Genomic DNA, 22,913 nt, shown 5'->3' on the forward strand with positions numbered 1-22,913 from the left:
ATTCGTTTCTTGAATCATGTTGCAAATAAACAAGGATATTTTTGAATCCGTATCACTTCTCCGGCAAGTGGCAGCACGTTGCGCCGGTTGGCACTGATTGTCCGGGTCAAGCCTCTGTCCGATACCGCGTTAAGGGCGTAACTTTGCACCCGAACGGCAGGGTTCGCCGCAGGTGGCGCAGCCCGGAGTTTGAAAGGCATTCCCCCAATCCGTCCCCGACGGATTTTTATGTTCACCTGAACATAGCAAGGTATGTTTTCAGCCGCTCAAAATATTTTGAGCATCCCGGAAAACGCCTTGCCCTTGCAGGGGGCGGGCTTACCCTCCGAAGTCGGGAAGCCTCTCAAACCTACGGTGTCTGTGCCATGAAGCGGCGGCTTATGCCGTCAAACCGCTAAATCCAAAGTAATATGAGTGAAAAAAAAAGAAACAAAGGCGGGAGAAATCCCAAACTCGATCCGGCGGTGTTCAGATACACCGTCCGTTTCAGCGAGGAGGAACACAACCGTTTCCTCTCCATGTTCGAGAAGTCGGGCGTTTACGCCAAGTCGGTTTTCCTGAAGGCGCACTTCTTCGGGCAACCGTTCAAGGTACTGAAAGTGGATAAAACGCTGGTGGATTACTACACCAAGCTATCTGATTTTCATGCGCAATTCCGCGCAATAGGCACGAACTACAACCAAGTAGTGAAGGAACTGAGGTTGCATTTTTCCGAGAAAAAGGCGATGGCGTTGCTTTACAAGTTGGAGCAACAGACCGTCGAACTCGTAAAACTGAGCCGTAAGATTGTGGAACTTTCAAGGGAGATGCAGGAAAAATGGTCGCAAAAATCAGTGTAGGAAACTCGTTGTATGGCGCACTTGCCTACAACGGGGAGAAGATCAACGAGGCGAAAGGGCGGCTTCTGACAACCAACCGCATCTACAATGACGGTACGGGAACGATGGACATCCACCGGGCTATGGAGGACTTTCTCGCTCTGATGCCCGTGCGGTCGAAGGTGGAGAAACCGGTGGTGCATATCTCGCTCAATCCGCATCCCGACGATATTTTGACGGACACGGAGCTTCAGAACATCGCACGGGAGTATCTGGAGAAGATGGGCTTCGGCAACCAGCCGTATCTCGTTTTCAAGCATGAGGACATCGACCGCCACCATCTGCATATCGTGACGGTCAGGGTGGACGAGAACGGCAGGAGCATAGACACCCGGAACAATTTTTACCGGAGCAAGCAGATAACACGCGAACTGGAACGGAAGTACGGGCTGCATGACGCGGAACGCAAGAATCGCCGTCTTGACACGCCGCTGCGCAAGGTGGACGCCTCTGCGGGCGACGTGAAGAAGCAGGTGGGGAATATCGTTAAGGCTTTGAACGGGCAATACCGTTTCCAAACGATGGGAGAATACCGTGCCCTCCTTTCCTTATATAATATGACAGTGGAGGAAGCACATGGCAATGTGCGCAGACGTGAGTATCACGGGCTGGTCTATTCCGTCACGGACGACAAGGGCAACAAGGTCGGCAATCCTTTCAAGTCCTCGCTGTTCGGGAAGTCCGTCGGCTATGAAGCCGTACAGAAGAAGTTTGCCCGTTCCAAGCAGGAGTTTAAGGAGAGGAAACTTGCCGACATGACGAAACGCACCGTCCTTTCCGTGCTGGAAGGCACGTATGACAAGGAGAAGTTTGTAGCCACCCTCAAAGGAAAGGGCATCGACACCGTACTACGCTACACGGAGGAAGGGCGCATCTACGGAGCCACGTTCATCGACCACCGTACGGGCTGCGTGCTGAACGGCTCACGCATGGGCAAGGAACTTTCCGCCAACGCCTTGCAGGAACACTTCACGCAGCCTTACGCTGGACAGCCGTCGATTCCGCTTTCCGTTATGGTGGAGGGACAAGAGGACAAACAAGGATATTCCGGAGGGGAATACGAGAGCCATTCGGGTGGCATGAACCTGTTTGCCCCCGAAGGTCCGGTAGTGGACGCCGAGGAGGAAGCCTTCATCCGGGCGATGCAGCGCAAGAAGAAAAAGAAGAAGCGCAAGGGCTTGGGAATGTAATCGAAAATATCAACAATCAAAAAAATCAATGTATGTCACAACAAGAAGACGATTTGAGGGCATTGGCGAAAATCATGGATTTTCTGCGTGCCGTGAGTATTATTTTAGTGGTCATGAACGTGTACTGGTTCTGCTATGAAGCTATCCGGCTTTGGGGAGTGGAGATCGGCGTGGTGGACAGAATCCTGATGAACTTCAACCGCACGGCGGGGCTGTTCCGTTCCATCCTGTACACAAAACTGTTTGCCGTCCTACTGCTTGCCTTGTCCTGTTTGGGGACAAAGGGCGTAAAGGGTGAGAAAATCACTTGGGGAAGAATCTGGACAGCCCTTGCCGTGGGCTTCGTGCTGTTCTTCCTCAACTGGTGGATACTGGCTTTGCCGCTCCCGATAGAGGCGGTGACGGGACTGTATATTCTGACCGTCGGCGCAGGTTATGTCTGCCTGCTGATGGGCGGTCTGTGGATGAGCCGTCTGTTGAAGCACAACCTTATGGACGATGTGTTCAATAACGAAAACGAGAGTTTCATGCAGGAAACAAGGCTTATCGAAAGCGAGTATTCGGTCAATCTTCCGACACGGTTTTACTACAAAAAGCGTTGGAACAACGGCTGGATCAATGTCGTGAATCCTTTTCGTGCCTCCATCGTGTTGGGTACGCCGGGTAGTGGAAAGTCATACGCGGTGGTAAACAGTTTCATCAAGCAGCAGATTGAAAAGGGCTTTTCGATGTATGTATATGACTTCAAATTCAGCGACTTATCTACAATCGCCTACAACCATCTGCTGAACCACCCGGAGGGTTACAAGGTGAAGCCGAAGTTTTATGTGATAAACTTCGACGACCCGCGACGCTCGCACCGCTGTAATCCCATCCACCCGGATTTCATGGAGGATATTACGGATGCCTACGAGAGTGCCTATACGATAATGCTCAACCTCAATAAAACGTGGGTGCAGAAGCAGGGCGACTTCTTTGTGGAATCACCTATTATTTTGTTTGCCAGCATTATATGGTATCTCAAAATCTATCAAGGCGGCAAATACTGCACGTTCCCCCATGCGATTGAGTTCCTGAACCGCCGCTATGAGGATATTTTCCCGATACTGACCTCTTACCCGGAATTGGAAAACTATCTTTCTCCGTTCATGGACGCATGGCTCGGAGGGGCTGCGGAGCAGTTGATGGGGCAGATAGCAAGCGCGAAAATCCCTTTGTCAAGGATGATTTCCCCGCAGCTCTATTGGGTGATGTCGGACAGCGAGTTCACGCTGGACATCAACAACCCCGAAGAACCGAAAATACTCTGTGTGGGCAACAATCCCGACCGTCAGAATATCTACGGGGCCGCTCTCGGTCTGTATAACTCCCGTATCGTGAAACTCATCAACAAGAAAGGGATGCTGAAGTCGTCGGTCATCATCGACGAGCTGCCCACGATTTATTTCAAGGGGTTGGACAACCTTATCGCCACCGCGCGAAGCAACAAGGTTGCCGTGTGTCTGGGCTTTCAGGATTTTAGCCAGTTGGTGCGCGACTACGGTGATAAAGAAGCGAAGGTCGTGATGAACACCGTCGGCAATATCTTTTCCGGTCAGGTGGTGGGTGAAACCGCCAAGACGCTTTCCGAACGCTTCGGTAAGGTGTTGCAGAAACGGCAGTCCATTTCCATCAACCGGCAGGATGTTTCCACCTCCATCAACACGCAGATGGATTCACTCATCCCGCCGAGCAAGATTTCCGGCTTGACGCAGGGTATGTTTGTCGGTTCGGTGTCCGACAACTTCAACGAGCGTATCGAGCAGAAGATTTTCCATTGCGAGATTGTCGTGGATGCCGAGAAGGTGAGGCGCGAGGAGAAAGCCTACAAGAAAATCCCCGTCATTACCGACTTTACGGACGGGGACGGCAACGACCGCATGAAGGAAACGGTTCAGGCGAATTACAGGCGCATCAAGGAGGAAGTGAAGCAGATTGTTCAAGAGGAACTGGAACGTATCGCAAATGATGAAAACTTGAAACACCTGTTGCAGCAGAAATAACAGATTCCTTTATATGTGAAAAAGGGGATGTGTCAAAACACCCAAAATATGAAAATTACCCCTGTCACAGATATCTGTAGCAAGGGTAATTTTGTTAAAAAGAGAGTTTTGACACCCTCTTTTTATTCTCAGATTTGAGATGCTTGTTGATGGTGGTAATGGCAAGCGTCAGCAAATAATTTTTCAGCTCTGTATCGTCTTTAAGCAGTATGCTGTATTCTTCGGCAAACATTCTCAACAGTCTGGTTCTGAGTTTCGACATTTCTTCACCGAAAGGTATCTGTCGGTTTTCTTGCCAATACTCAATCACTACGGAAGATACCAGCCACTTGAACTCGGATTTCATCTCTTTGCCGAGTTTCTTGAAGCGGATTTGTTCGCTAATTGGCGGCTCGTTGTATGGCATTATGTCTGCCGGGTCATAAACGGATATACTGCCGATACCATAATCCATGATTATCGGTAAATCAGTTTTTACATCATTCTTATGTTTCTTCTTTTTAGCCATACCCGTTATTGTTGCAGGAAACCTTTACCTTTATCAGTAAGATAGTATTTCTGTTGCGGACTCTTGGAGCCTATGGGATAAAGTGAAAGGACCAAACCGGAATTTATTGCCGGATGGATATAGTTCTTTAAGAAATTCCTTTTATCTTTCATTCCCGTTTTCTCCATGATTTCTTTAGCAGAGAGAGTGTTGTTCCCAATAGCAGACAACAGTTTTCCTAACTGTGGGGTTACTGTGGGGTTACTATAGGGTTGCTGTGGGGGTGCTGTGGGGTCTTGTCCTACTGTAGTTCTTGTATAATGAAACACAATCCATACAGCATTGCCGTCGGTATGAAACTCCGGATCCGGAATACCGACACGGCGACATTCGTTTACCATAAGGGCTATGCCACGTCCCCAACTCTCCAATACTGCACTTTTGTACAGCACATTGGCTACTATCAGATTTTGTGGTTCGGAATTGTGGCCACCCAACAGTTTCTCAATGGTAATATCAGGCGGAAATGTTCCGCTGTTTTCAATCTCCACGCGGTCATCATAGATAGCAATCCCGACTGAACTGCCGGGGCGATGGTAAACACGATGTGCAAAAGCATTTATGCAACATTCTCTCAATGCCTTATATGGCACATTCAGTTCCTCTTCTCTGTACAAACCTTCAATTTTACCGGAGAGGGACAAATGCTTGAAGAAAAATGCCATTGCAGCATCCAGCAAGTTGAATATATTGCCTGTCACACGCTGATTATCTAAAAATTCATCTTTTGTCGTTCCTTTGAACCGGGCTAAACGGAGCAGACATTGGGGATAATGGTAGAAGTTCCGTCCGAATAGGACAACGGAAGCATTGTTCAGCTTTCCATCATTCAACAAGTCAAATTTTTCAAGGATGGTTCGGACATCCTCCTGCATAGAACCTTCCGGCAAACGTCCGCCTCTGATTCCTCCACGTACTGCGCCCAAGATTGCCGTTTCGTCAAGGTCGGATATTTTCAAGCCGGGATTTTGCATGGAATCCCAAGCATAGGTTCCGCCTCGCTGCATAACCAACAGGTTGTATATACCCTGCGGCATGGCAGATGTAACGCTCTCTATCCGTTGATAAGCCCTCCCCTTATAGGTGAACGGGCGCATATATCGTTGTTCTTCCGCTGATAAAGCTATAACACTTTTGTTCGTTCCCGGAATGTCTGTATAGGATATATCAATGGTCGCAAACGGCTCGATTCGTCTGATGGTTTCCGCAATATCGCGCTTCGTCTTGTCGCTCACTTCCTGACCGATAATCTTTCCCTTGTCGGTTACACCGAACAGCACCGTGCCGCCCGTACCGTTCAAGAAGGCACAAAGAGTTTCCATTCCACGCTCCAACTGCCCGGTAGTTTCTTTGAACTCAACTGTCCCGCCTTCGGCTCCGGCAATCAGTCCATTCAATATTTCGAGGTTATCTATTTTCATCCGTCATTGATTAATACTTGCAAAGTTAATGATTTTAATCGGCTTTCCGGCAGATAATAGAGTGATTGTAAATGAAGAAGGATAAGAAACCGTATAATCCGGCCGCTTATCCTTTGTTTGGCATTCGTTTATCTCCTCATCCGCTCCAATTCATCGTCATGTCGCATCTTCGCGTTCAGTTTGTCCTGCATCTTTTCAAGGAAGTAGGTGCGACTGTCGCTTTTCCTGCGTTTGATGTCCGTATAGAAGCGGTAGCAGTCTTTGGACTCCACACCGAAAAAGGAATAGAGGACAGGAGCAAGCTCTTTCAGCGAAGCCTTGCCGCCATTGATGCAGCCGGTGGCGTAGAGGGCATAGATTAGTTCTACCAACTCGACGGCATTACCAGTCCATTGCAAGGCTGGGACTGTGGCTTTGGTTTCGGATGTGGATGTTAGTGGTGGCACGGAGGTAATTGCAGAAGCGGATACCATCTTCTGCATCTTTCGGATGAAGGATAACGCCTTGCGGATATACACAGTGACGACATTCTCCTCCGATGCCGACAAGTTCTGCGGATGGTGCTGTAATTCGATTTCGGCAAAAGCCAACGCCACAATAATATGCTTGGCATCATTGCCGCCGTAGCACAGGTTTATTACTTCCTGCACGAATCCGCCGTATGCCGTTTCCGTGCTACCGTTGTCTTTTCCGTTTATCATGGCGAAAAACTGTGTTTCCGCCAGTATGAGATGGTTCATTATCTTTTCTGTTTTGAGGGTTTACACTTGTTTATCAGTGTGCGCACACTGATATATGGTGCAAATCATAGCCCTAAACACGAGAAAAGATTGTGAGAAAATTGTACTACATTGTTTTTCAGAAAGATAAAATTCAAAAATAATTTTATCCTTGATTGCATCCCTTGTGAAATGTGTTCAGATTCTGAACATGTGTTCACTTTCTGAGCACGGAAATCCCGCCAAGATGTTCATAATCTGAACATTTTATGCCCGTGGCTCTTTATGATAGGTAAGCCGGATTACTCCGTCCCTATAAGTTTTGTTCTCCATAAGCCGCCAGTCATTCATAGGTAGTGCTGACTTGAAAAAATGCGCTCCGTTTCCGTCGATGGTTGGAACAACGTATAGTATGATTTCATCTATCACGTTCATCCGTAACAGTCCGTTGGCATATTCGGTATTCCCGGCAGTTACTTCCAACAAATGGCAAATGCTTCCACCTTCCTCCCTCCATTCTTGAAGCACGGATACCGAATAGTCGGATGTCAGCTTATACAGGGCATTGGCACGTATTTCATCCATACCGTAATCTTCGGTTTGAAGCAACCGCTTCCGGGGATGCAGTTTCATCGGACAGCCATCTATTGAGATAACGGCAAGTAATTGTATTTTCGCCATAACGTATTTTCTTTCCTTTTTGGCGAGGCAAAAAAGTAGCGTGCAATTCACACTACTTTCAAGCGATGGCTCTGGTAAAGCCTTTACGGAGAGTACGTGAATGCACGCTATGCGTAAGCATAGCATAAGCATCACGCAATCGTCTCCGTAGTTTCAATTTACCAGATTTACGCAGTATATGTATAGAATGAAAACAACATCCAATAAATTGATAATAAATATCCTGTAAATCAAAGTTTTATAATCTTATTTTTATTTTCGGTTGTTTTCAGTACTTTCAGTAAATTGGCTCTTGTTTGGTGCAATTTTGTTTCTCATTTGTTTCTCAAATTCGATACTTATTCGTATATTTGCAGTAGAAAAAATGAGAAAGGAATCCCTATGGCACGAGTTAAGAATCATACAAAAGTCAAAGAGCCAATTCGTCTTCGGATGAAGTCGCTGAGCAATGGCAGCAAGAGCCTGTATCTGGATATATACCGCGACGGAAAGCGGACATATGAATACCTCAAGATGTATATTATCCCGGAAACGGATAGCAACTCCCGCAGGCAGAATCAGACGACAATGGACGCCGCCAATGCCATCAAGTCGAAGCGTATTATCGAACTGACCAGTAATGAGGCCGGGATTGTATTCCGTAAGGACAAGACTTTCCTGCTGGATTGGATGCAGGTTTATATGGAGGCTCAAGAGAGTGCCGGTAAGAAAGATGGCAGTCAAATCAAGATTGCCATGCGCATACTGAAAGACTATGCCGGAGAAATGGTCACACTGGATCAGATTGACGGGGACTTTTGTCGTGGCTACATCACTTATCTGCTGACGGAATATCATCCGAAAGGCAAGGACATATCGAACTACACGCTTCACAATTATTACCGTGCGTTGAACGGTGCGTTGAACTCTGCCGTCAGGAAGAGAAAGATGAAGGCCAACCCTTTCAACGAACTTGAGAAGTCGGAGAAAATCCGCAAGCCGGAGAGTATGCGGTCGTACATGACCATCGAAGAGGTACAGGCGTTGATTGACACTCCTATGCCCCACGAGGAATACGAGATTGTAAAATGCGCATATCTGTTCTCCTGCTTTTGCGGATTACGCATCAGCGATATAATCAAGCTGAAATGGAATGACGTGTTCGTTGACAGGGGACAGTACCGTTTGGCCGTGTCCATGAAAAAGACCAAAGAGCCTATTTACCTGCCCCTCTCTCCTGAAGCGTTGAAGTGGATGCCGGAACGTGGGGGCAAATCATCAGAAGATAATGTGTTCGACCTGCCGTCCGCCAATACAATCAGAATGCAGCTCAAACCTTGGGCGAAAGCAGCCGGAATCTCCAAGCGGTTCTCCTACCACACCAGTCGCCATACGTTTGCCACCATGATGCTGACGCTCGGAGCGGACTTATATACCGTCTCGAAGCTGCTCGGCCATGCCGATGTGAAAATGACACAGGTGTATGCCAAGATTATCAATAAGAAAAAGGACGAGGCTGTGAATCTTGTAAACGGTTTGTTTCACTAATTGAAGGCATTCTGTGGTCCATGTCTAATTTACAAACATATATTTACGGCATTTCTCCGGTTGTAAATGCAACCGAAGTTAATGCTTCCATCACATATTATAAACTCAAAAAGGTAAATCGACATGAAAAGACCTGAAGACGGCCTTCTCTCTTTTTGGAGGGAGCCAACACCTGCAGCACTTCGCTGCGGACAAGGATGTGGCGAATGAACTTTTCGCCCTGCTTACCGAAGCAAAAACAGTTTATCTCCACGATGTTGTGTTGGGTGGTAAACAGTACCACCGCTATGTGGACGATTTCGTAAACGGACACCGGTACATAGACTGTGACCATGCGGCCTGCCGGAACTGCCACGAAATGAACATCCACATTGTCAAGGGGCTGCTGACCGAGTGCGCCAGTTCCGTCCAGCCCTGCTTTGCCGCACCGGATTTCACGTTTAATGAGTGCATGAAGTTGAAACGGATGTATGACACCTCGGAATCGTTGTCTCCGCTTGGTCCGCCCCGTATCAACCGACCTGCGGCTCTCTCTCTTTCTTTTGGTTGTAATTTTACCCCGGAACAGATGAAAAGTATAGTGGCTTGCGCCAATACTTATCATCTGTTCTGTGTTTCTGTACGCATTGAAGACATGGAGGCTCTCTTCGCCTGCAAGAAGGGCTTTTCCATCCGCGTGAACAATATCCGCCGTGTGGTAATCCTGTTCGATGCGCTTCTTGAAAACTCGTTCATCCAATCTCGGTGGCAGAATGTTCTCGGCAAGGGTGCATTCCTGCAGTCCAAGGACGGGACACGCTCCGTTTCGGTGTCAACCCTGTCTTCCGCGCTGTCATCCATCAAGAACAACATGACATCGGTCGCATACGGCATCCGAAAGACCATTGACCGGCTGAAAGAATGACAGAAAGTGACAAGAAGCGAAGTATGTGAAAGGTAAAAGCATGAGAGTTACAATGACACGTGCATAGTATCATTCCCCAAATCACGGCATCTTCGTTTACAGGACATACCTTTGACCTCCGTTAGCGCGCTGCATAACGGAGGTTTCATCTCCATTGTCAAAAATCAAACTGTGTTATTATGCCGAATAGAATGACATTCATGGAGCGGATGAGCGGACGGCTCGCCGCCATCGAATCGGTACTGAAGAAATTGGAACCGGTCGAAAGTCTCTTGGAGCGTATTACGCTGCTGGAAAATACCATCTTCACGACCAAGAGAGTTTTCACATTTCAGGAAGCCTGCATGTATATCGGGGTTTCTGAAAGTATGCTGTACAAGCTCACATCGAGCAAGGAGATACCGCACTACAAACCGCGCGGTAAAATGGTTTATTTCGCCAAGGAGGAATTGGACGAATGGCTGTTGCAGAATTATGAACCTACCATGAACGAGGCAGTGCGCAGGGTGACGGAAGCCGCCGCCACAGAACCGTTCCTTAACAAGAGACGCTATGGAAAACGAAAGAAGGATTGACCGCACAACCAGCATGGGGATGGATGAACACCGCCTGTCGGACATCCTCCATGCCTCGCAAATCAAGGCGACGGACATTTATGAGACCCCTCCACAAATCATCTGGATAGATAACTCAACGATTGCCACGCTCGGCAATTTCAGTGCATCGACTGGCAAGGCGAAATCGAAAAAGACGTTCAACGTCTCTGCGCTTGTCGCCGCATCATTGGCGGGGAAACAAGTATTGAACTACCGTGCACATCTGCCCGAAGGCAAACAGCGTATTCTGTACGTCGATACGGAACAGAGCCGTTTCCATTGCCGCTCGGTATTGGAGCGTATATTGCGGCTGGCCGGGTTGCCCACGACGACCGATCCGGAGAATCTCGATTTTTTCTGCCTGCGTGAATATTCGCCGTCGGTGCGTATCGAGGTCATCGACTATGCGCTGCGCCAACAGAAAGGCTACGGACTGGTCATCATCGACGGCATTCGCGACCTGATGCTCGACATCAATAATGCCGGTGAATCGGTGGAAGTCATCAACCGGATGATGGAATGGTCTTCGAGATACGACCTGCACATCCACTGTGTGCTTCATTTGAACAAAGGGGACAACAACGTGCGCGGACATATCGGAACGGAGATGAGCAACAAGGCGGAGACCGTGCTGGTCATCAGCAAGAGCAACGAGAATCCCGGCATCAGCGAAGTCCATGCGCTCCATATCCGGGAAAAAGAGTTCAAGCCGTTTGCATTTACCATCAATGAAACAGGACTGCCCGTCATTGCGGAAGTACACTCGTTTGGCGAGCCCCCGAAGCCCAAGGCAAGAACGGGGTTTACGGAACTGAGCATCGAACAGCACCGCGAAGCTCTCTCTGCCGCATTCGGGGAAAAGCCTATCCGGGGATTCGACAACCTGCTGCAGAGCCTGATGGTCTCCTACGAGGCAATCGGATTCAAACGCGGCCGGAGTGTCATGATAAAACTGATGCAATACCTGATAGACAACCTCAAGCTCATCATCAAACGGGACAAGTTGTTCTATTACGACATGACGCCTACCGAGGCCATGCTTTTTGATGAAGAATGAAGTCGTGCGCGGGCTTATATCATTTAGTTTACTTTAGTATTTATATATATAGGGGAAAAACTAAACTAAACCTTTTTTTGAAATCAAGTGAAAGAAAAATAGATGACCATAGCAGAAGCAAAACAAGTACGCATCGTGGATTTTCTGGCACAGCTCGGCCACCATGCACAGCATATAAAATCGGAACAATACTGGTACTTCTCACCGTTACGGAACGAGCGTACCCCGTCGTTCAAGGTGAATGACCGAATCAATGAATGGTACGATTTCGGCGAGGCGACCGGCGGCGACCTGGTGGAACTGGCAAAATACATTTGCCGGACGGACTGCGTGAGCGAGGCACTGGCGTATATCGAGAGGCTTGTGAATGGCGCATCACTACCGAGAACCCGTATGCCGACCGCTCCACCCCGACCGGTGGAGGCTGAAATGAAAGACGTGATCGTGATTCCACTCCGCCATCACGCCCTGTTCTCTTACCTCCAATCCCGGCTTATCGACGCGGACATCGGCCGTATGTATTGCAAGGAGGTGCATTATGAACTGCGAGGCCGTCATTATTTCGCTCTCGCATTCGGCAATACCTCCGGTGGTTACGAGGTGCGCAACGCCTATTACAAGGGATGCCTGAACAACAAGGACATCTCATTGATAAGACATCTGACAGAAGAGACACAGGAAAATGTCTGTGTTTTCGAGGGCTTCATGGATTTCCTTTCCTATATGACACTGAAACTGGCAGGCGACCGAACGGTCTGTCTTGCCATGCCATGCGACTACCTCGTGATGAACTCGGTAAACAACTTGAAAAAGACGCTGGCACGTTTACAGGAATATTCGGTCATCCACTGTTATCTCGACAATGACCTTGCCGGGCAGAGAACCACAGAGACCATTGCCGGGATGTATGATGGACGTGTCAGCGATGAATCCTGCCACTATGCGGAATACAAAGACCTGAACGATTACCTGCGCGGAAAGAAACGCTGATATTCAGTGTTCTCCTTTGCCACCTAAAGCTCTCCACCACGAGAGCTTTTTTTATGCCCCGATTTCTCCATTTCCCTCCATAGAGACTGCAATATAGTACGATTTAATAGTACGATTTTTGGAAATTACATAAATCTCATTAACGAAATAGATGTTTAATGCTCAATTATTTTATGGTTTTATATTTCGTGCGTTTCTTTGCAAAATCATACTAATACAAATTTTAATATTCATACTAAATACATGAACTCATATTTCATTTTTGCCATCGTCCTGACGGTTGCCTACATCATTTACTACGCCGTCATCATAGCGCATGACATCTACGGGAAAAAGGGGACGGACAAACCGAACGAGGAAGTTTTCGACCTCGGCGCACCGGAAGAGGAAGAGAGTGTGGCTGTCACGGAAAGCGAGACCGGCTTCAGTATCGGTAGCGAGAACTACGAGACGGAAAGTACGGCTACCTCTTCCGAAACATCCCCTGAGGAGGACGTCAAGGACAAACAGGGAACGGCGCAGGAGAAACTGGAACGGCTGAAGGCCGAGGCGGAGGAACAGATGGAAGAGACCACGCCTTACCTGTCGGACGCACGCACGTCGGAGGAGATGTACAAGGCTATGATTTCCAAGGGACGGTTAGACAACCGACCGGAAATAAAGTGGAACCCAATTCAAGACCGGTTGTGAGATGTCGAAAGCTAAAAAGATTCTATGTGCGCTGTGCCTCCCGTTCCCCTACACGACTTTTGCCAAAAGCGGCAGCGTGAACTATAGCTGGGGAGCGGACGCGTTGGCCACGATGCACGACTTCGTGGTGACGATGATGCTCTATGTCCAGTATATCTGTTGCGCTATCGCCGGAGTTTACGTCATCGTGTCCGTTTGTCAGATATACATCAAGATGAACACGGGCGAGGACGGCATCACCAAGTCGATAATGACGCTTGTCGGCGCGTGCCTGTTCCTGATCGGGGCATTCTATGTTTTCCCGGCTTTCTTCGGCTACCGCATATAACCTTACTTGTATCAGGTCGCAGACAAATAAAATATTCACTAAAAAAGTAAACGTATGTTTCAGAAAACCAAACAGCTGTGCCGCAAGGCATTCGGATTCGTCAACGGAATCCCTACCAAAGTAATGATGTTCTCCTTCATGCTGCTGTCCGGCATGGTGGCGAAAGCGCAGAACTCCGCAGGCGACTATTCCGCCGGTACGAGCGCATTATCCACTGTCGCCGATGAGATTGCCAAGTATGTGCCTATTATGGTGAAATTGTGCTACGCCATTGCCGGCGTTGTGGCCATCGTGGGTGCAATCTCGGTATATATCGCCATGAGTGCGTCCGTAATGGTTGCATGATAAATACCTCTTTAGCAAGAGGATAGGTCAGGGTTCAAGTGACCTACTTCCACCCAAATAAGCCCGAGGGGAAACCTAAAGGTGAAAATAGCACTTTGGGAAAGCAATAAGTCAGTCAAAAGCCAGACTGCGACTGAATTGCGAGGGAGAAAGACAGATATGAGGATAAAGTCCATACTGATTGAACGATAGCCCAGCGACAAAAGATGTAGCTGCGACGGAAGGCTTTTACAAACGTCGCATTGTGGCACTTAGACAACGTCATTGGTGTTATAGCAAAGAACCAGCCACAACGCAACCGCAGTAAGCGGAGAAAAGGGCGGAAGTCGTATCCGACAATCTGTCGTGCTAATAGTTATCATGCAGCTAAACGGAGATTACCTAAGTTGGAAAGCCATGAAAGTGGCTATGAGCTTTGGCTTTGAATATCCAATATGGTAACGGAGTTCCCATAGTAGTCCGAGCAAGGTAATGCCTTGTACATGGCGAAGGGGAACAGTTAGTAATGTTTTAATACAAATTTTGAAAACGTGTAAGACGTATGGAAAAATCAGAAAGAGTATTAAAAGCTCTAAGTGACCACAGTCAAAGTTCGGATTATAAGTACGAGCGACTGTATCGGTATCTGTTCAGTGAAGAGATGTTCGCTGTAGCCTACCAACGCATCTATGCGAAGCAAGGCAACATGACACCCGGAACTGACGGCAAGACCATCGATGAGATGAGTCTTGAAAGGATTGAAAGATTGATTGTGTCCTTAAAGGACGAAAGTTACCAACCCCACCCTGCACGCAGAGTGTACATACCGAAGAAGAACGGCAAGAAACGTCCGCTCGGTATTCCCTCATTCGAGGACAAATTGGTGCAGGAGGTAGTTAGACTGCTGCTTGAAGCCATTTATGAAGGTCATTTTGAAGGCACTTCACATGGTTTCCGACCGCACCGAAGCTGCCACACGGCATTGGGTATGATACAGAAGTCTTTTGCGGGAGCAAAGTGGTTTATCGAGGGAGACATCAAAGGCTTCTTTGACAACATAGACCACAACGTACTGATTAGCATTCTTCGTGAACGCATATCAGACGAACGCTTCCTAAGACTTATCCGTAAATTCTTCAATGCAGGGTATGTGGAGGACTGGAAGTACAACAAGACGTACTCAGGAACTCCGCAAGGTGGAATAATCAGCCCCATATTGGCTAACATCTACCTTGACAAGTTCGACAAGTATATCAAGGAGTACGCAGCCAAATTCCGCAAAGGTGACAGACGCAGCATCAATCCCGAATACTGGCGTTTGAACAATAAGAAGAACAGGCTGAAACAGAAGTTGCAGAAAACATCCGATGAGCAGATGCGGAAAAACTATCTGTATGAAATTGCCCAACTGAGCAAACAGATGCTGTCCACTCCTCACAAGGATGCAATGGATGCGGACTTTAGAAGATTGCAGTATGTAAGATACGCGGACGATTTCCTTATATCGGTTATCGGAAGCAAGTCTGAATGCGAGACCATCAAAGCGGACATCACCCAATTCATGAGAGAACAACTCAAACTTGAATTGTCCGATGAGAAAACTTTGATAACACACGCACAAGACAAGGCGAAATTTCTTGGATATGAAATCTTCATCAGAAAGTCAGATGCAGTGAAAAGGAACAGGGACGGAGTACTCAAAAGAGACTTCAACGGCGCAGTGGTGTTAACCCTTAACTCGGCTGTGATACAAAAGAAGCTCACTGAATACAACGCTTTGGAGGTCAGAAACATTGACGGCAAAGACATTTGGTGGTCAAAGCCTCGCAGATATATGACTCCAATGAAGCCCGAAGATATTCTTGCCCAATACAATGCGGAAATCAGAGGACTTTACAACTACTATTCACTTGCCGCAAACGTGTCCAAAGAATGTGCATCTTTCGCCTTCATTATGAAGATGAGTATGTTCAAGACACTTGGCTGGAAACTGAACACTTCCGCAAGGAAAGTTCGCCAGAAGTATCAGAAGGACAAGGACTTTGTCATTCCGTACAACGATGCCAAGGGAAAGCAGAAGTACAGAGTCTTCTACAATGAGGGTTTCAAAAAGAGAAATGCGCAGTTCGATGTTGACTATGACAAACTGCCACAGACCATGTATGTGCCATATCCGAGCCTTGTGGAAAGGTTGAAGGATGGACGGTGTGAACTTTGTGGTAAGGATGGGAAAGTAGTCATGCACCATGTGAGGACACTCACCAAGCTGAAAGGCAATAATGAGTGGGAGAAACTGATGCTCCAAAGACATCGCAAGACACTTGTTGTCTGCGAGGACTGCAACTCAATGATTCAGAACTATGGTAAAGAGTAATGTTACTAATGGAAAGCCGTATACATGGAGACATGTAAGTACGGTTTGGGGGCGAGTACTCGGAAACCGCCCACCGCAAGGTGGGTATGGCGCTGGGTGCTTAGCCCACACAACGAGGAGCAGGACGTCAAGAAGAAGATTATGATGGTCGTGGGAGCATGTATCTTCCTCATTGCGGCGGCCAAGGCGTTGCCTCTGTTCTTCGGTATTGCCGCTTAAACATCAAGGATAAGTATGAAAAGCAAGGACGAACGCTATCCGGACTATCCGCTGTTCAAGGGACTGCAACGGCCTCTTGAGTTTTTGGGCATCCAAGGCCGGTACATATATTGGGCGGCGGTGACGACGTGCGGAGCCATTGTCGGCTTTGTCGCCGCCTACTGCCTGCTCGGTTTCATTGCCGGGCTTGTCGTGCTGGCTACCGTCGTATCGGTCGGTATCGTGCTCATCCTTCTCAAACAGCGGAAAGGACTGCATAGCAAGAAGGTCGCTCCGGGTGTGTATGTGTATGCCCACTCGCGCAAGATCTGACGAAAGAAAAACCATCACGGCAATGTGCATGGCTTTATTGATTGTTGAACGCGGGCGGGTTTGTCTTGAAGCAAGGCGAACCTGCCCCTATTTAATTACACGTATATCGAAATGACCCTATACATCATTTTATGTTTTGTCGCTTTGTGCGCGGGTATGGCCTTGTCGGTCTATGCGTTCGGTACGGGCGGCAAGCGCAAGCGAATCTTTCAGGACATCTATTTCTCAGCGGAGGAAACGGACGGTGTGGGTGTGCTGTACACCAAGACCGGCGAATATTCCGCCGTACTTAAGATAGAGAATCCGGTACAGAAATATTCGGCGGACATAGATAGCTACTACGACTTCACGCACCTGTTCACCGCCCTTGCGCAGACCTTAGGCGAAGGGTACGCCATCCACAAGCAGGATATCTTCGTCAGGAAACAGTTTGCAAGCGAACCGGCTGACGGGCAGGAGTTCCTGTCGGCGTCGTATTTCCGCTACTTCAAAGGGCGTCCCTACACGGACAGCCTTTGCTACCTGACCATCACGCAGGAGGCGAAAAAGAGCCGCCTGTTCTCGTTCGACAACAAGAAGTGGCGCGATTTCCTCGTGAAAATCCGCAAGGTGCATGACCAACTGCATGACAGCGGCGTACAGGCCAGGTTCCTGAACAAAGCCGAGGCGAGCGAGTATGTCGACCGCTACTTCGCCATGAACTTCAAAGACCGCACCGTGTCGATGACGAACTTCAAGGCGGACGATGAAACGGTGTCGATGGGCGACAAACGCTGCAAGGTGTACAGCCTTGTGGACGTGGACTGTGCCGCACTGCCCTCGATGATACGTCCGTACACGAACATCGAGGTGAACAACACGGAAATGCCGGTCGATCTGGCTTCGGTGGTGGACAACATACCGGACGCCGAGACGGTGGTCTATAACCAAGTCATCTTCCTACCCAACCAAAAACGGGAACTGGCGATGCTCGACAAAAAGAAGAACCGCCACGCGAGTATTCCGAACCCGAACAACCAGATGGCGGTCGAGGACATCAAGCGTGTGCAGGAGGTCATTGCCCGTGAAAGCAAGCAACTGGTATATACGCACTTCAACATGGTGGTAGCCGTATCTGCCGGTGCAGACCTGCAAAAGTGTACGAACCACTTGGAAAACGCATTCGGGCGCATGGGCATCCATATCAGCAAGCGGGCGTACAACCAACTGGAACTGTTCGTCGGTTCGTTTCCGGGCAACTGCTACACGCTCAATGAGGAATACGACCGTTTCCTGACCCTTTCCGATGCGGCGATGTGCCTGATGTACAAGGAGCGCGTGCTGCACAGCGAGGAAACACCGCTGAAGATTTACTACACCGACCGTCAGGGTGTGCCGGTGGCTATTGACATCACGGGAAAAGAGGGAAAGAACAAGCTGACGGACAACTCGAATTTCTTTTGTCTGGGGCCTTCTGGGAGTGGCAAGAGCTTTCATATCAACTCGGTCGTGCGCCAGCTCCATGAGCAGGGAACGGATGTGGTCATGGTCGATACGGGAAACTCATACGAGGGACTGTGCGAGTATCTGGGCGGCAAGTATATCAGCTATACCGAAGAACGGCCTATCACGATGAATCCGTTTCGCATCAACCGGGAGGAATACAACATCGAGAAGATAGACTTCCTCAAGAACCTTATCCTGATGATTTGGAAAGGGTCGGACAGCCAAATCCCCGAAATTGAGTTCCGCATTGTCGAGCAGATAATCATAGACTACTATGATGCCTATTTCAACGGATTTACAAGATACACCGACGAGCAACGGGAGGTACTGCTGAAAAACCTGTTTGCGGCGGCCAGCCGAAAGAACCCAAACAAACCACCCAGAGAGGTGGATGAGATGGTGCGCAAACAGATAGAGGTGCTTGAGGCACGGCGGGCGGCCCTCAAAGTGACGGAGCTGAGTTTCAACTCATTCTTTGACTACTCATTCGACCGTCTGGAGCAGATCTGCACCGAAAACGACATCACGACAATCAGCTACTCGACCTATTCGACCATGCTGCAGCCGTTCTACAAGGGCGGTGCGTATGAGAAAATTCTCAACGAGACAGTGGATTCGGCACTGTTTGACGAGACATTCATTGTCTTTGAAGTGGATGCAATCAAGGAAAATAAGAAACTGTTTCCCATTGTCACACTGATTATCATGGACGTGTTCCTGCAGAAAATGCGCATCAAGAAGAACCGTAAAGTCCTTGTCATCGAGGAAGCGTGGAAGGCCATTGCCAGCCCGCTCATGGCGGAATACATCAAGTTCATGTACAAGACCGCCCGTAAATTTTGGGCTTCTGTTGGCGTGGTGACGCAGGAGATACAGGACATCATCGGCAGCGAAATCGTGAAGGAGGCCATCATCAACAACTCGGACGTGGTGATGCTGCTGGATCAAAGCAAGTTCAAGGAACGCTTTGACGAAATCCGAAAGATTCTTGGTCTGACCGAGGTGGATTGCAAGAAGATATTTACCATCAACCGCTTGGAGAACAAGGATGGGCGCAGCTTCTTCCGCGAAGTGTTCATCCGCCGGGGGACGACCAGCGGCGTGTATGGCGTGGAAGAGCCGCACGAGTGCTACATGACCTACACGACCGAACGGGCGGAAAAGGAGGCACTGAAGCTTTACAAGAAGGAACTTCGGTGCAGCCACCAGGAAGCTATCGAGGCATATTGCCGGGACTGGGATGCCAGCGGTATCGGGAAGTCCCTGCCTTTTGCACAAAAAGTAAACGAGACGGGGCGTGTGCTCAACCTCCGTCCCGTGTATGAATCCAAATAAGCATTGCAGCCATGAAACGACTACTCCTTATCCTGACCATCGCCTCGGTCGCACTCTGCCAGACGGTTCACGCCCAGTATTACAGCGTGAACTACGACACCCGTACCGTTGCGGCGATGGTGGCCGCCTTCGGTACGGAAGCGGTCGCCGAAGGGTACTACCGGGAGCAGGTCGATGACATCCTCAAGCACTACACGGCAGCGGAGGTCGCTACCGCCGGGATATTCGCGGCCAAGTTCTTGGAGCATAAAGCCCTGAGCGACCTCGGCATCTGGAACAGCCGCACGGAGAACTACTACTACCGGCGCATCTACCGGATGGTGGCGGAGAAAATCATGCCCAAGATATGGGTGGTGGCGAAGCAGATGCTCCATTCGCCGCAAACGGCTATCTATTGGGGCAGTTACCTGATGAAAGTCTGCGACGATACCAAAAGTCTGTGTATGCAGTTCGAGAGCGTGGTGACCAACAGCACGCTGACCTTTTCGGACATCGCCTTTCTCGAAATCAATCCGGAGATTGCCCCCTTGCTAAAGCTCTCCGAAACGGGAAACATCGACTGGCAGCGGATGATGGACAACTTCGCCCACATACCGGGCAACTTCACGCACGAGAACCTGAAAAGCGACCTCGACAACCTTTATAACACGGGTGTCGGCCTTGCAACGGCAGGCATTGCCAATCTCGGTGACGCCCTGTTGCAAAGCAGCTCGTTCCATGACCTGATGGGCGGAAAGGTTGAAGAAATCGGCAACCTGTATGAACACTACGGGAGTCTATTCGAGCAGGCGGAACATGACATCAGCGGCTTGCTGATTGACATGGTGGGTGGTCCAGACAACGTGGCCGGTCTGTTCAACTTCAGCAACTACAACCTCACGGCATGGATGACCGACTACCTGGACGAAGCGATGGGGAACTATTACACGCAGCGGTGGTACATTGCCCGGCGTGACCAAGGGAGCGTATCGCTGTGCGACTACTATCCTCCGACGGACGACAACAGCATCCTGAACGGGGGCGCATGGGTGCGGTTCAACACGAGCGACCCGAATTTCTATCCTGATGCCTCGCAACGGGAACAGGTACTTGCCAACTCGGAAGGATATGCCGGTTGGTCAAGAAACCGCGTGCAGCAGTTGAACAACCAGAACGACGGGTTCAGCTACAGCATCAACTATTGGATGAGTGCCTATATCATCAGCAAGAAAAACAAGCAGACCAAAAAGGCATACGCATACGAAATCCATGTGAGCAAAAACTGGAACAAAGAAGAGGTCGTCTATGAGGAAGTCTTCGATTCCTACTCGATGGACTTGAACACGTTTCGGGCGCAACTGAATGTCCGACTTGCGGAGTTCAACGAAAACGAGGACGGCTACACCTATTATATATCTTCCGGTACGCGGAACTATTACCAAGCAACGGACGCCGCCAAATTGAAGGGATGCGAGAGCGTGACCATCAGCGTGACCTGTTCCGACGGGGTTACGCTCGGACAAGGCTCGACACAATACAAGTGCCGTAAATGCGGCAGCTCGTTGAATGCCCACACCAAGGAGTGCGCCATGCAGACCTCGGTGACGGAAAACAACCTCGACCTTTCGGAACTGGATGCGCTGTTGAACGAGGCAAACAGCCAAGCGGCCAATCTTGAAGCGCAAATCGGGACATTGGAAAACGAGAACGCTGTCCTGCTGAAGAAAATCAGTACGGCGAGCATTGAGGATGCGGCGGCTTACCGACAGCAGTATAATGCAAACAAGACACGGATAGACCGTCTGAAAGGCGAACTCGCGGAGTGGAAGAAGAAACAGTCCGACTATGCTCAGGCGAAGTCGGAAGCCGCAGACGACAACAGCGTAGCGACGGATGACTATTACCGCATTCCAGCTATCATGCAAGACTGCAAGGCTGCCTACGGCCTGACATGGCAGGACGGCGGATCGTGGAACGGCTATTCGTATGTGCGCAAGGCGACAATGCCGAACATCAACGGCATCATCACATTCAAGGCTACGGTCTCGATTGCCCGCAAGCCGAAATATTTTCTCGGCATAAAAATACACCGTGCCATCATCCAAATCCAATGGGAACTGACCTCGGTCTATACGGACACGCACGTCGCCGATGTGCTGACACTCGATCCGGGGCTTTCGGATGCGGAGAAAACCAAATTAGTGAACGACCGCATCGCCGAAATCGCCCGTGAACACCCGTCCTGCAAAATCACGACGGAATACGCCCGCAGCACACCGCTGGAGGAAACTCCGTCCGGCGACGTGTACCATCTGCTGTGGTCGAGCGACCGCCTCGAAATCGCGAGGGAGGTGGACAGCAGAATCACAAGGATATACGCCGACTTGGTATCGCTGGAAAAGATGATGCACTACAAGCGGAGCATCCTTGACGTGATGAAGGATGTGTTGCCCGGACTGGACACGGACGAAGGCCGCAGGCTGACGCTCGTGGAGGAATGCCATGACCGCTGGGTGGAGAGCGCACGGACGCTTCGGAGCGGCAACAGCAGGAATAGCAGAAAGGAGGTACGGCCATGAAACGTACCATACAGATTGCCGTCGTGCTGTTCGCCCTGCTGCCCGGTATCGCCAAGGCGCAGTGGACTTTCGATATAGTCTCCGTCGAAGCCTACATCAACGACCACAAGAAGCAGCGCAGCCTGCTGTTGGCTCGTAGCACCTTGGAGTACAGCAACAAGCTGTTGCACGAGTACAGCTGTAAAGAAATTGGGGACTATAAAGAGTTGAATATTGACCTTGACAAATACACCCGTGCGTTCGATGCCATCGACGTCATGTACCAGTCGTTGCGCACGGTGTTGAACGTCAAGAATACCTATACATCGGTCAGCGACCGTATCGGCGACTATAAATCGTTGTTGGAGGATTTCAATGCGAAGATCTTGAAACGTGGACGCATCGAATCCGCAGATACCCTGATTATCTCCATCAATGCGAGGGGGCTGAGGGCGATTGCCCGTGAGGGGGAACAGCTCTACAAGTCCGTGAGCGACCTCGTGCTGTATGCCACCGGAGCGGCAGCCTGCTCGACCTCCGACCTGCTGATGGTGTTGGAGGCCATCAACCGCTCATTGGACAACATCGAGCGGCATCTGAACCGGGCCTATTTCGAGACATGGCGGTACATTCAAGTGCGCATCGGCTATTGGAAAGCAAAGGTATATCGCTCCCGCACCATGCGGGAGATTCTCGATGACGCCTTCGGGCGTTGGCGCGGAGCCGGAAGACTGGATTATTAACGACAAAAAGAGAA

21 protein-coding genes and 1 pseudogene are annotated in these 22,913 nt (G+C 49.5%); 17 read left to right on the plus strand and 5 right to left on the minus strand.

Annotated elements, in window-relative coordinates; all coding sequences use genetic code 11:
- Positions 1–14: 14 nt before the first annotated feature.
- Positions 15–236 carry a hypothetical protein gene (locus KSX81_RS03170; RefSeq protein ID WP_217726184.1) on the minus strand — a complete coding sequence of 74 codons (222 nt, stop codon included), beginning with the start codon at positions 234–236 and terminating at the stop codon, positions 15–17.
- Positions 237–410: 174 nt separating this feature from the next.
- Here KSX81_RS03170 and mobA point away from each other — a divergent pair, with 174 nt between their 5' ends.
- The 3 genes from mobA to mobC are packed head-to-tail and all read left to right on the plus strand — an operon-like array spanning position 411 to position 4,110.
- Positions 411–839 (plus strand): conjugal transfer protein MobA, encoded by a 429-nt coding sequence (mobA, locus tag KSX81_RS03175; protein ID WP_004315324.1) that lies wholly within the window; start codon positions 411–413, stop codon positions 837–839.
- Complete coding sequence (gene mobB / locus KSX81_RS03180; protein ID WP_005643909.1) at positions 818–2,068, plus strand: conjugal transfer protein MobB; 1,251 nt, start codon at positions 818–820, stop codon at positions 2,066–2,068. Before mobA ends, mobB begins: the two co-directional genes overlap by 22 nt.
- A gap of 32 nt (positions 2,069–2,100) precedes the next feature.
- Positions 2,101–4,110: a conjugal transfer protein MobC gene (gene mobC, locus KSX81_RS03185; protein ID WP_332058240.1), complete on the plus strand. Its 2,010-nt coding sequence runs from the start codon at positions 2,101–2,103 to the stop codon at positions 4,108–4,110.
- Positions 4,111–4,204: 94 nt separating this feature from the next.
- Here the strand turns inward: mobC and KSX81_RS03190 are convergent, their stop codons facing one another.
- From KSX81_RS03190 to KSX81_RS03205, 4 genes are all read right to left on the minus strand, one after another.
- The gene (locus KSX81_RS03190) at positions 4,205–4,618 is read right to left on the minus strand and encodes a hypothetical protein (RefSeq protein WP_048927473.1); all 414 of its coding nucleotides are present in this window, start codon (positions 4,616–4,618) and stop codon (positions 4,205–4,207) included.
- 5 nt (positions 4,619–4,623) lie between these two features.
- A complete protein-coding gene (locus KSX81_RS03195; protein WP_053397347.1) occupies positions 4,624–6,078 on the minus strand; it encodes an ATP-binding protein in 1,455 nt (484 codons plus the stop codon).
- 128 nt (positions 6,079–6,206) lie between these two features.
- Entirely contained in the window at positions 6,207–6,818 is a 612-nt protein-coding gene (locus KSX81_RS03200) for an RteC domain-containing protein (RefSeq protein ID WP_048927471.1), read from the minus strand.
- A gap of 246 nt (positions 6,819–7,064) precedes the next feature.
- Positions 7,065–7,478 (minus strand): hypothetical protein, encoded by a 414-nt coding sequence (locus KSX81_RS03205; protein ID WP_004315319.1) that lies wholly within the window; start codon positions 7,476–7,478, stop codon positions 7,065–7,067.
- A gap of 381 nt (positions 7,479–7,859) precedes the next feature.
- Here KSX81_RS03205 and KSX81_RS03210 point away from each other — a divergent pair, with 381 nt between their 5' ends.
- From KSX81_RS03210 to KSX81_RS03275, 14 genes and pseudogenes are all read left to right on the plus strand, one after another.
- The gene (locus KSX81_RS03210) at positions 7,860–9,005 is read left to right on the plus strand and encodes a site-specific integrase (RefSeq protein ID WP_032529819.1); all 1,146 of its coding nucleotides are present in this window, start codon (positions 7,860–7,862) and stop codon (positions 9,003–9,005) included.
- Between the two features lie 199 nt (positions 9,006–9,204).
- Positions 9,205–9,909: a hypothetical protein gene (locus KSX81_RS03215; protein WP_217718348.1), complete on the plus strand. Its 705-nt coding sequence runs from the start codon at positions 9,205–9,207 to the stop codon at positions 9,907–9,909.
- Positions 9,910–10,088: 179 nt separating this feature from the next.
- Complete coding sequence (locus KSX81_RS03220) at positions 10,089–10,484, plus strand: helix-turn-helix domain-containing protein (protein WP_004320431.1); 396 nt, start codon at positions 10,089–10,091, stop codon at positions 10,482–10,484.
- Entirely contained in the window at positions 10,462–11,562 is a 1,101-nt protein-coding gene (locus KSX81_RS03225) for an AAA family ATPase (RefSeq protein ID WP_007487638.1), read from the plus strand. Before KSX81_RS03220 ends, KSX81_RS03225 begins: the two co-directional genes overlap by 23 nt.
- A 102-nt stretch (positions 11,563–11,664) precedes the next feature.
- Positions 11,665–12,552 (plus strand): toprim domain-containing protein, encoded by an 888-nt coding sequence (locus tag KSX81_RS03230; RefSeq protein WP_004320436.1) that lies wholly within the window; start codon positions 11,665–11,667, stop codon positions 12,550–12,552.
- Positions 12,553–12,795: 243 nt separating this feature from the next.
- Positions 12,796–13,242, plus strand: coding sequence for a hypothetical protein (locus KSX81_RS03235; protein ID WP_032529817.1), 447 nt, complete (start codon positions 12,796–12,798; stop codon positions 13,240–13,242).
- Position 13,243: 1 nt separating this feature from the next.
- On the plus strand, positions 13,244–13,570 hold the full coding sequence (locus KSX81_RS03240; protein WP_107031736.1) for a DUF4134 domain-containing protein: 327 nt from the start codon (positions 13,244–13,246) through the stop codon (positions 13,568–13,570).
- Positions 13,571–13,624: 54 nt separating this feature from the next.
- Positions 13,625–13,894: pseudogene (locus KSX81_RS03245) on the plus strand (DUF4134 family protein); the annotation flags it as partial.
- 562 nt (positions 13,895–14,456) lie between these two features.
- Positions 14,457–16,268 (plus strand): reverse transcriptase domain-containing protein, encoded by a 1,812-nt coding sequence (locus KSX81_RS03250; RefSeq protein ID WP_007219429.1) that lies wholly within the window; start codon positions 14,457–14,459, stop codon positions 16,266–16,268.
- A gap of 24 nt (positions 16,269–16,292) precedes the next feature.
- Positions 16,293–16,487, plus strand: coding sequence for a DUF4134 family protein (locus KSX81_RS03255; RefSeq protein ID WP_008782501.1), 195 nt, complete (start codon positions 16,293–16,295; stop codon positions 16,485–16,487).
- Between the two features lie 15 nt (positions 16,488–16,502).
- Complete coding sequence (locus KSX81_RS03260) at positions 16,503–16,799, plus strand: hypothetical protein (RefSeq protein WP_005944213.1); 297 nt, start codon at positions 16,503–16,505, stop codon at positions 16,797–16,799.
- Positions 16,800–16,910: 111 nt separating this feature from the next.
- On the plus strand, positions 16,911–19,619 hold the full coding sequence (locus KSX81_RS03265; RefSeq protein ID WP_005944216.1) for a hypothetical protein: 2,709 nt from the start codon (positions 16,911–16,913) through the stop codon (positions 19,617–19,619).
- Between the two features lie 11 nt (positions 19,620–19,630).
- Positions 19,631–22,177, plus strand: a complete 2,547-nt coding sequence (locus KSX81_RS03270) for a hypothetical protein (RefSeq protein WP_217725809.1) — start codon at positions 19,631–19,633, stop codon at positions 22,175–22,177.
- Positions 22,174–22,899, plus strand: coding sequence for a hypothetical protein (locus tag KSX81_RS03275; RefSeq protein WP_004320452.1), 726 nt, complete (start codon positions 22,174–22,176; stop codon positions 22,897–22,899). Before KSX81_RS03270 ends, KSX81_RS03275 begins: the two co-directional genes overlap by 4 nt.
- Positions 22,900–22,913: the final 14 nt, after the last annotated feature.

Source organism: Bacteroides sp. MSK.18.37 (assembly GCF_019129155.2).
GTDB lineage: Bacteria > Bacteroidota > Bacteroidia > Bacteroidales > Bacteroidaceae > Bacteroides > Bacteroides ovatus.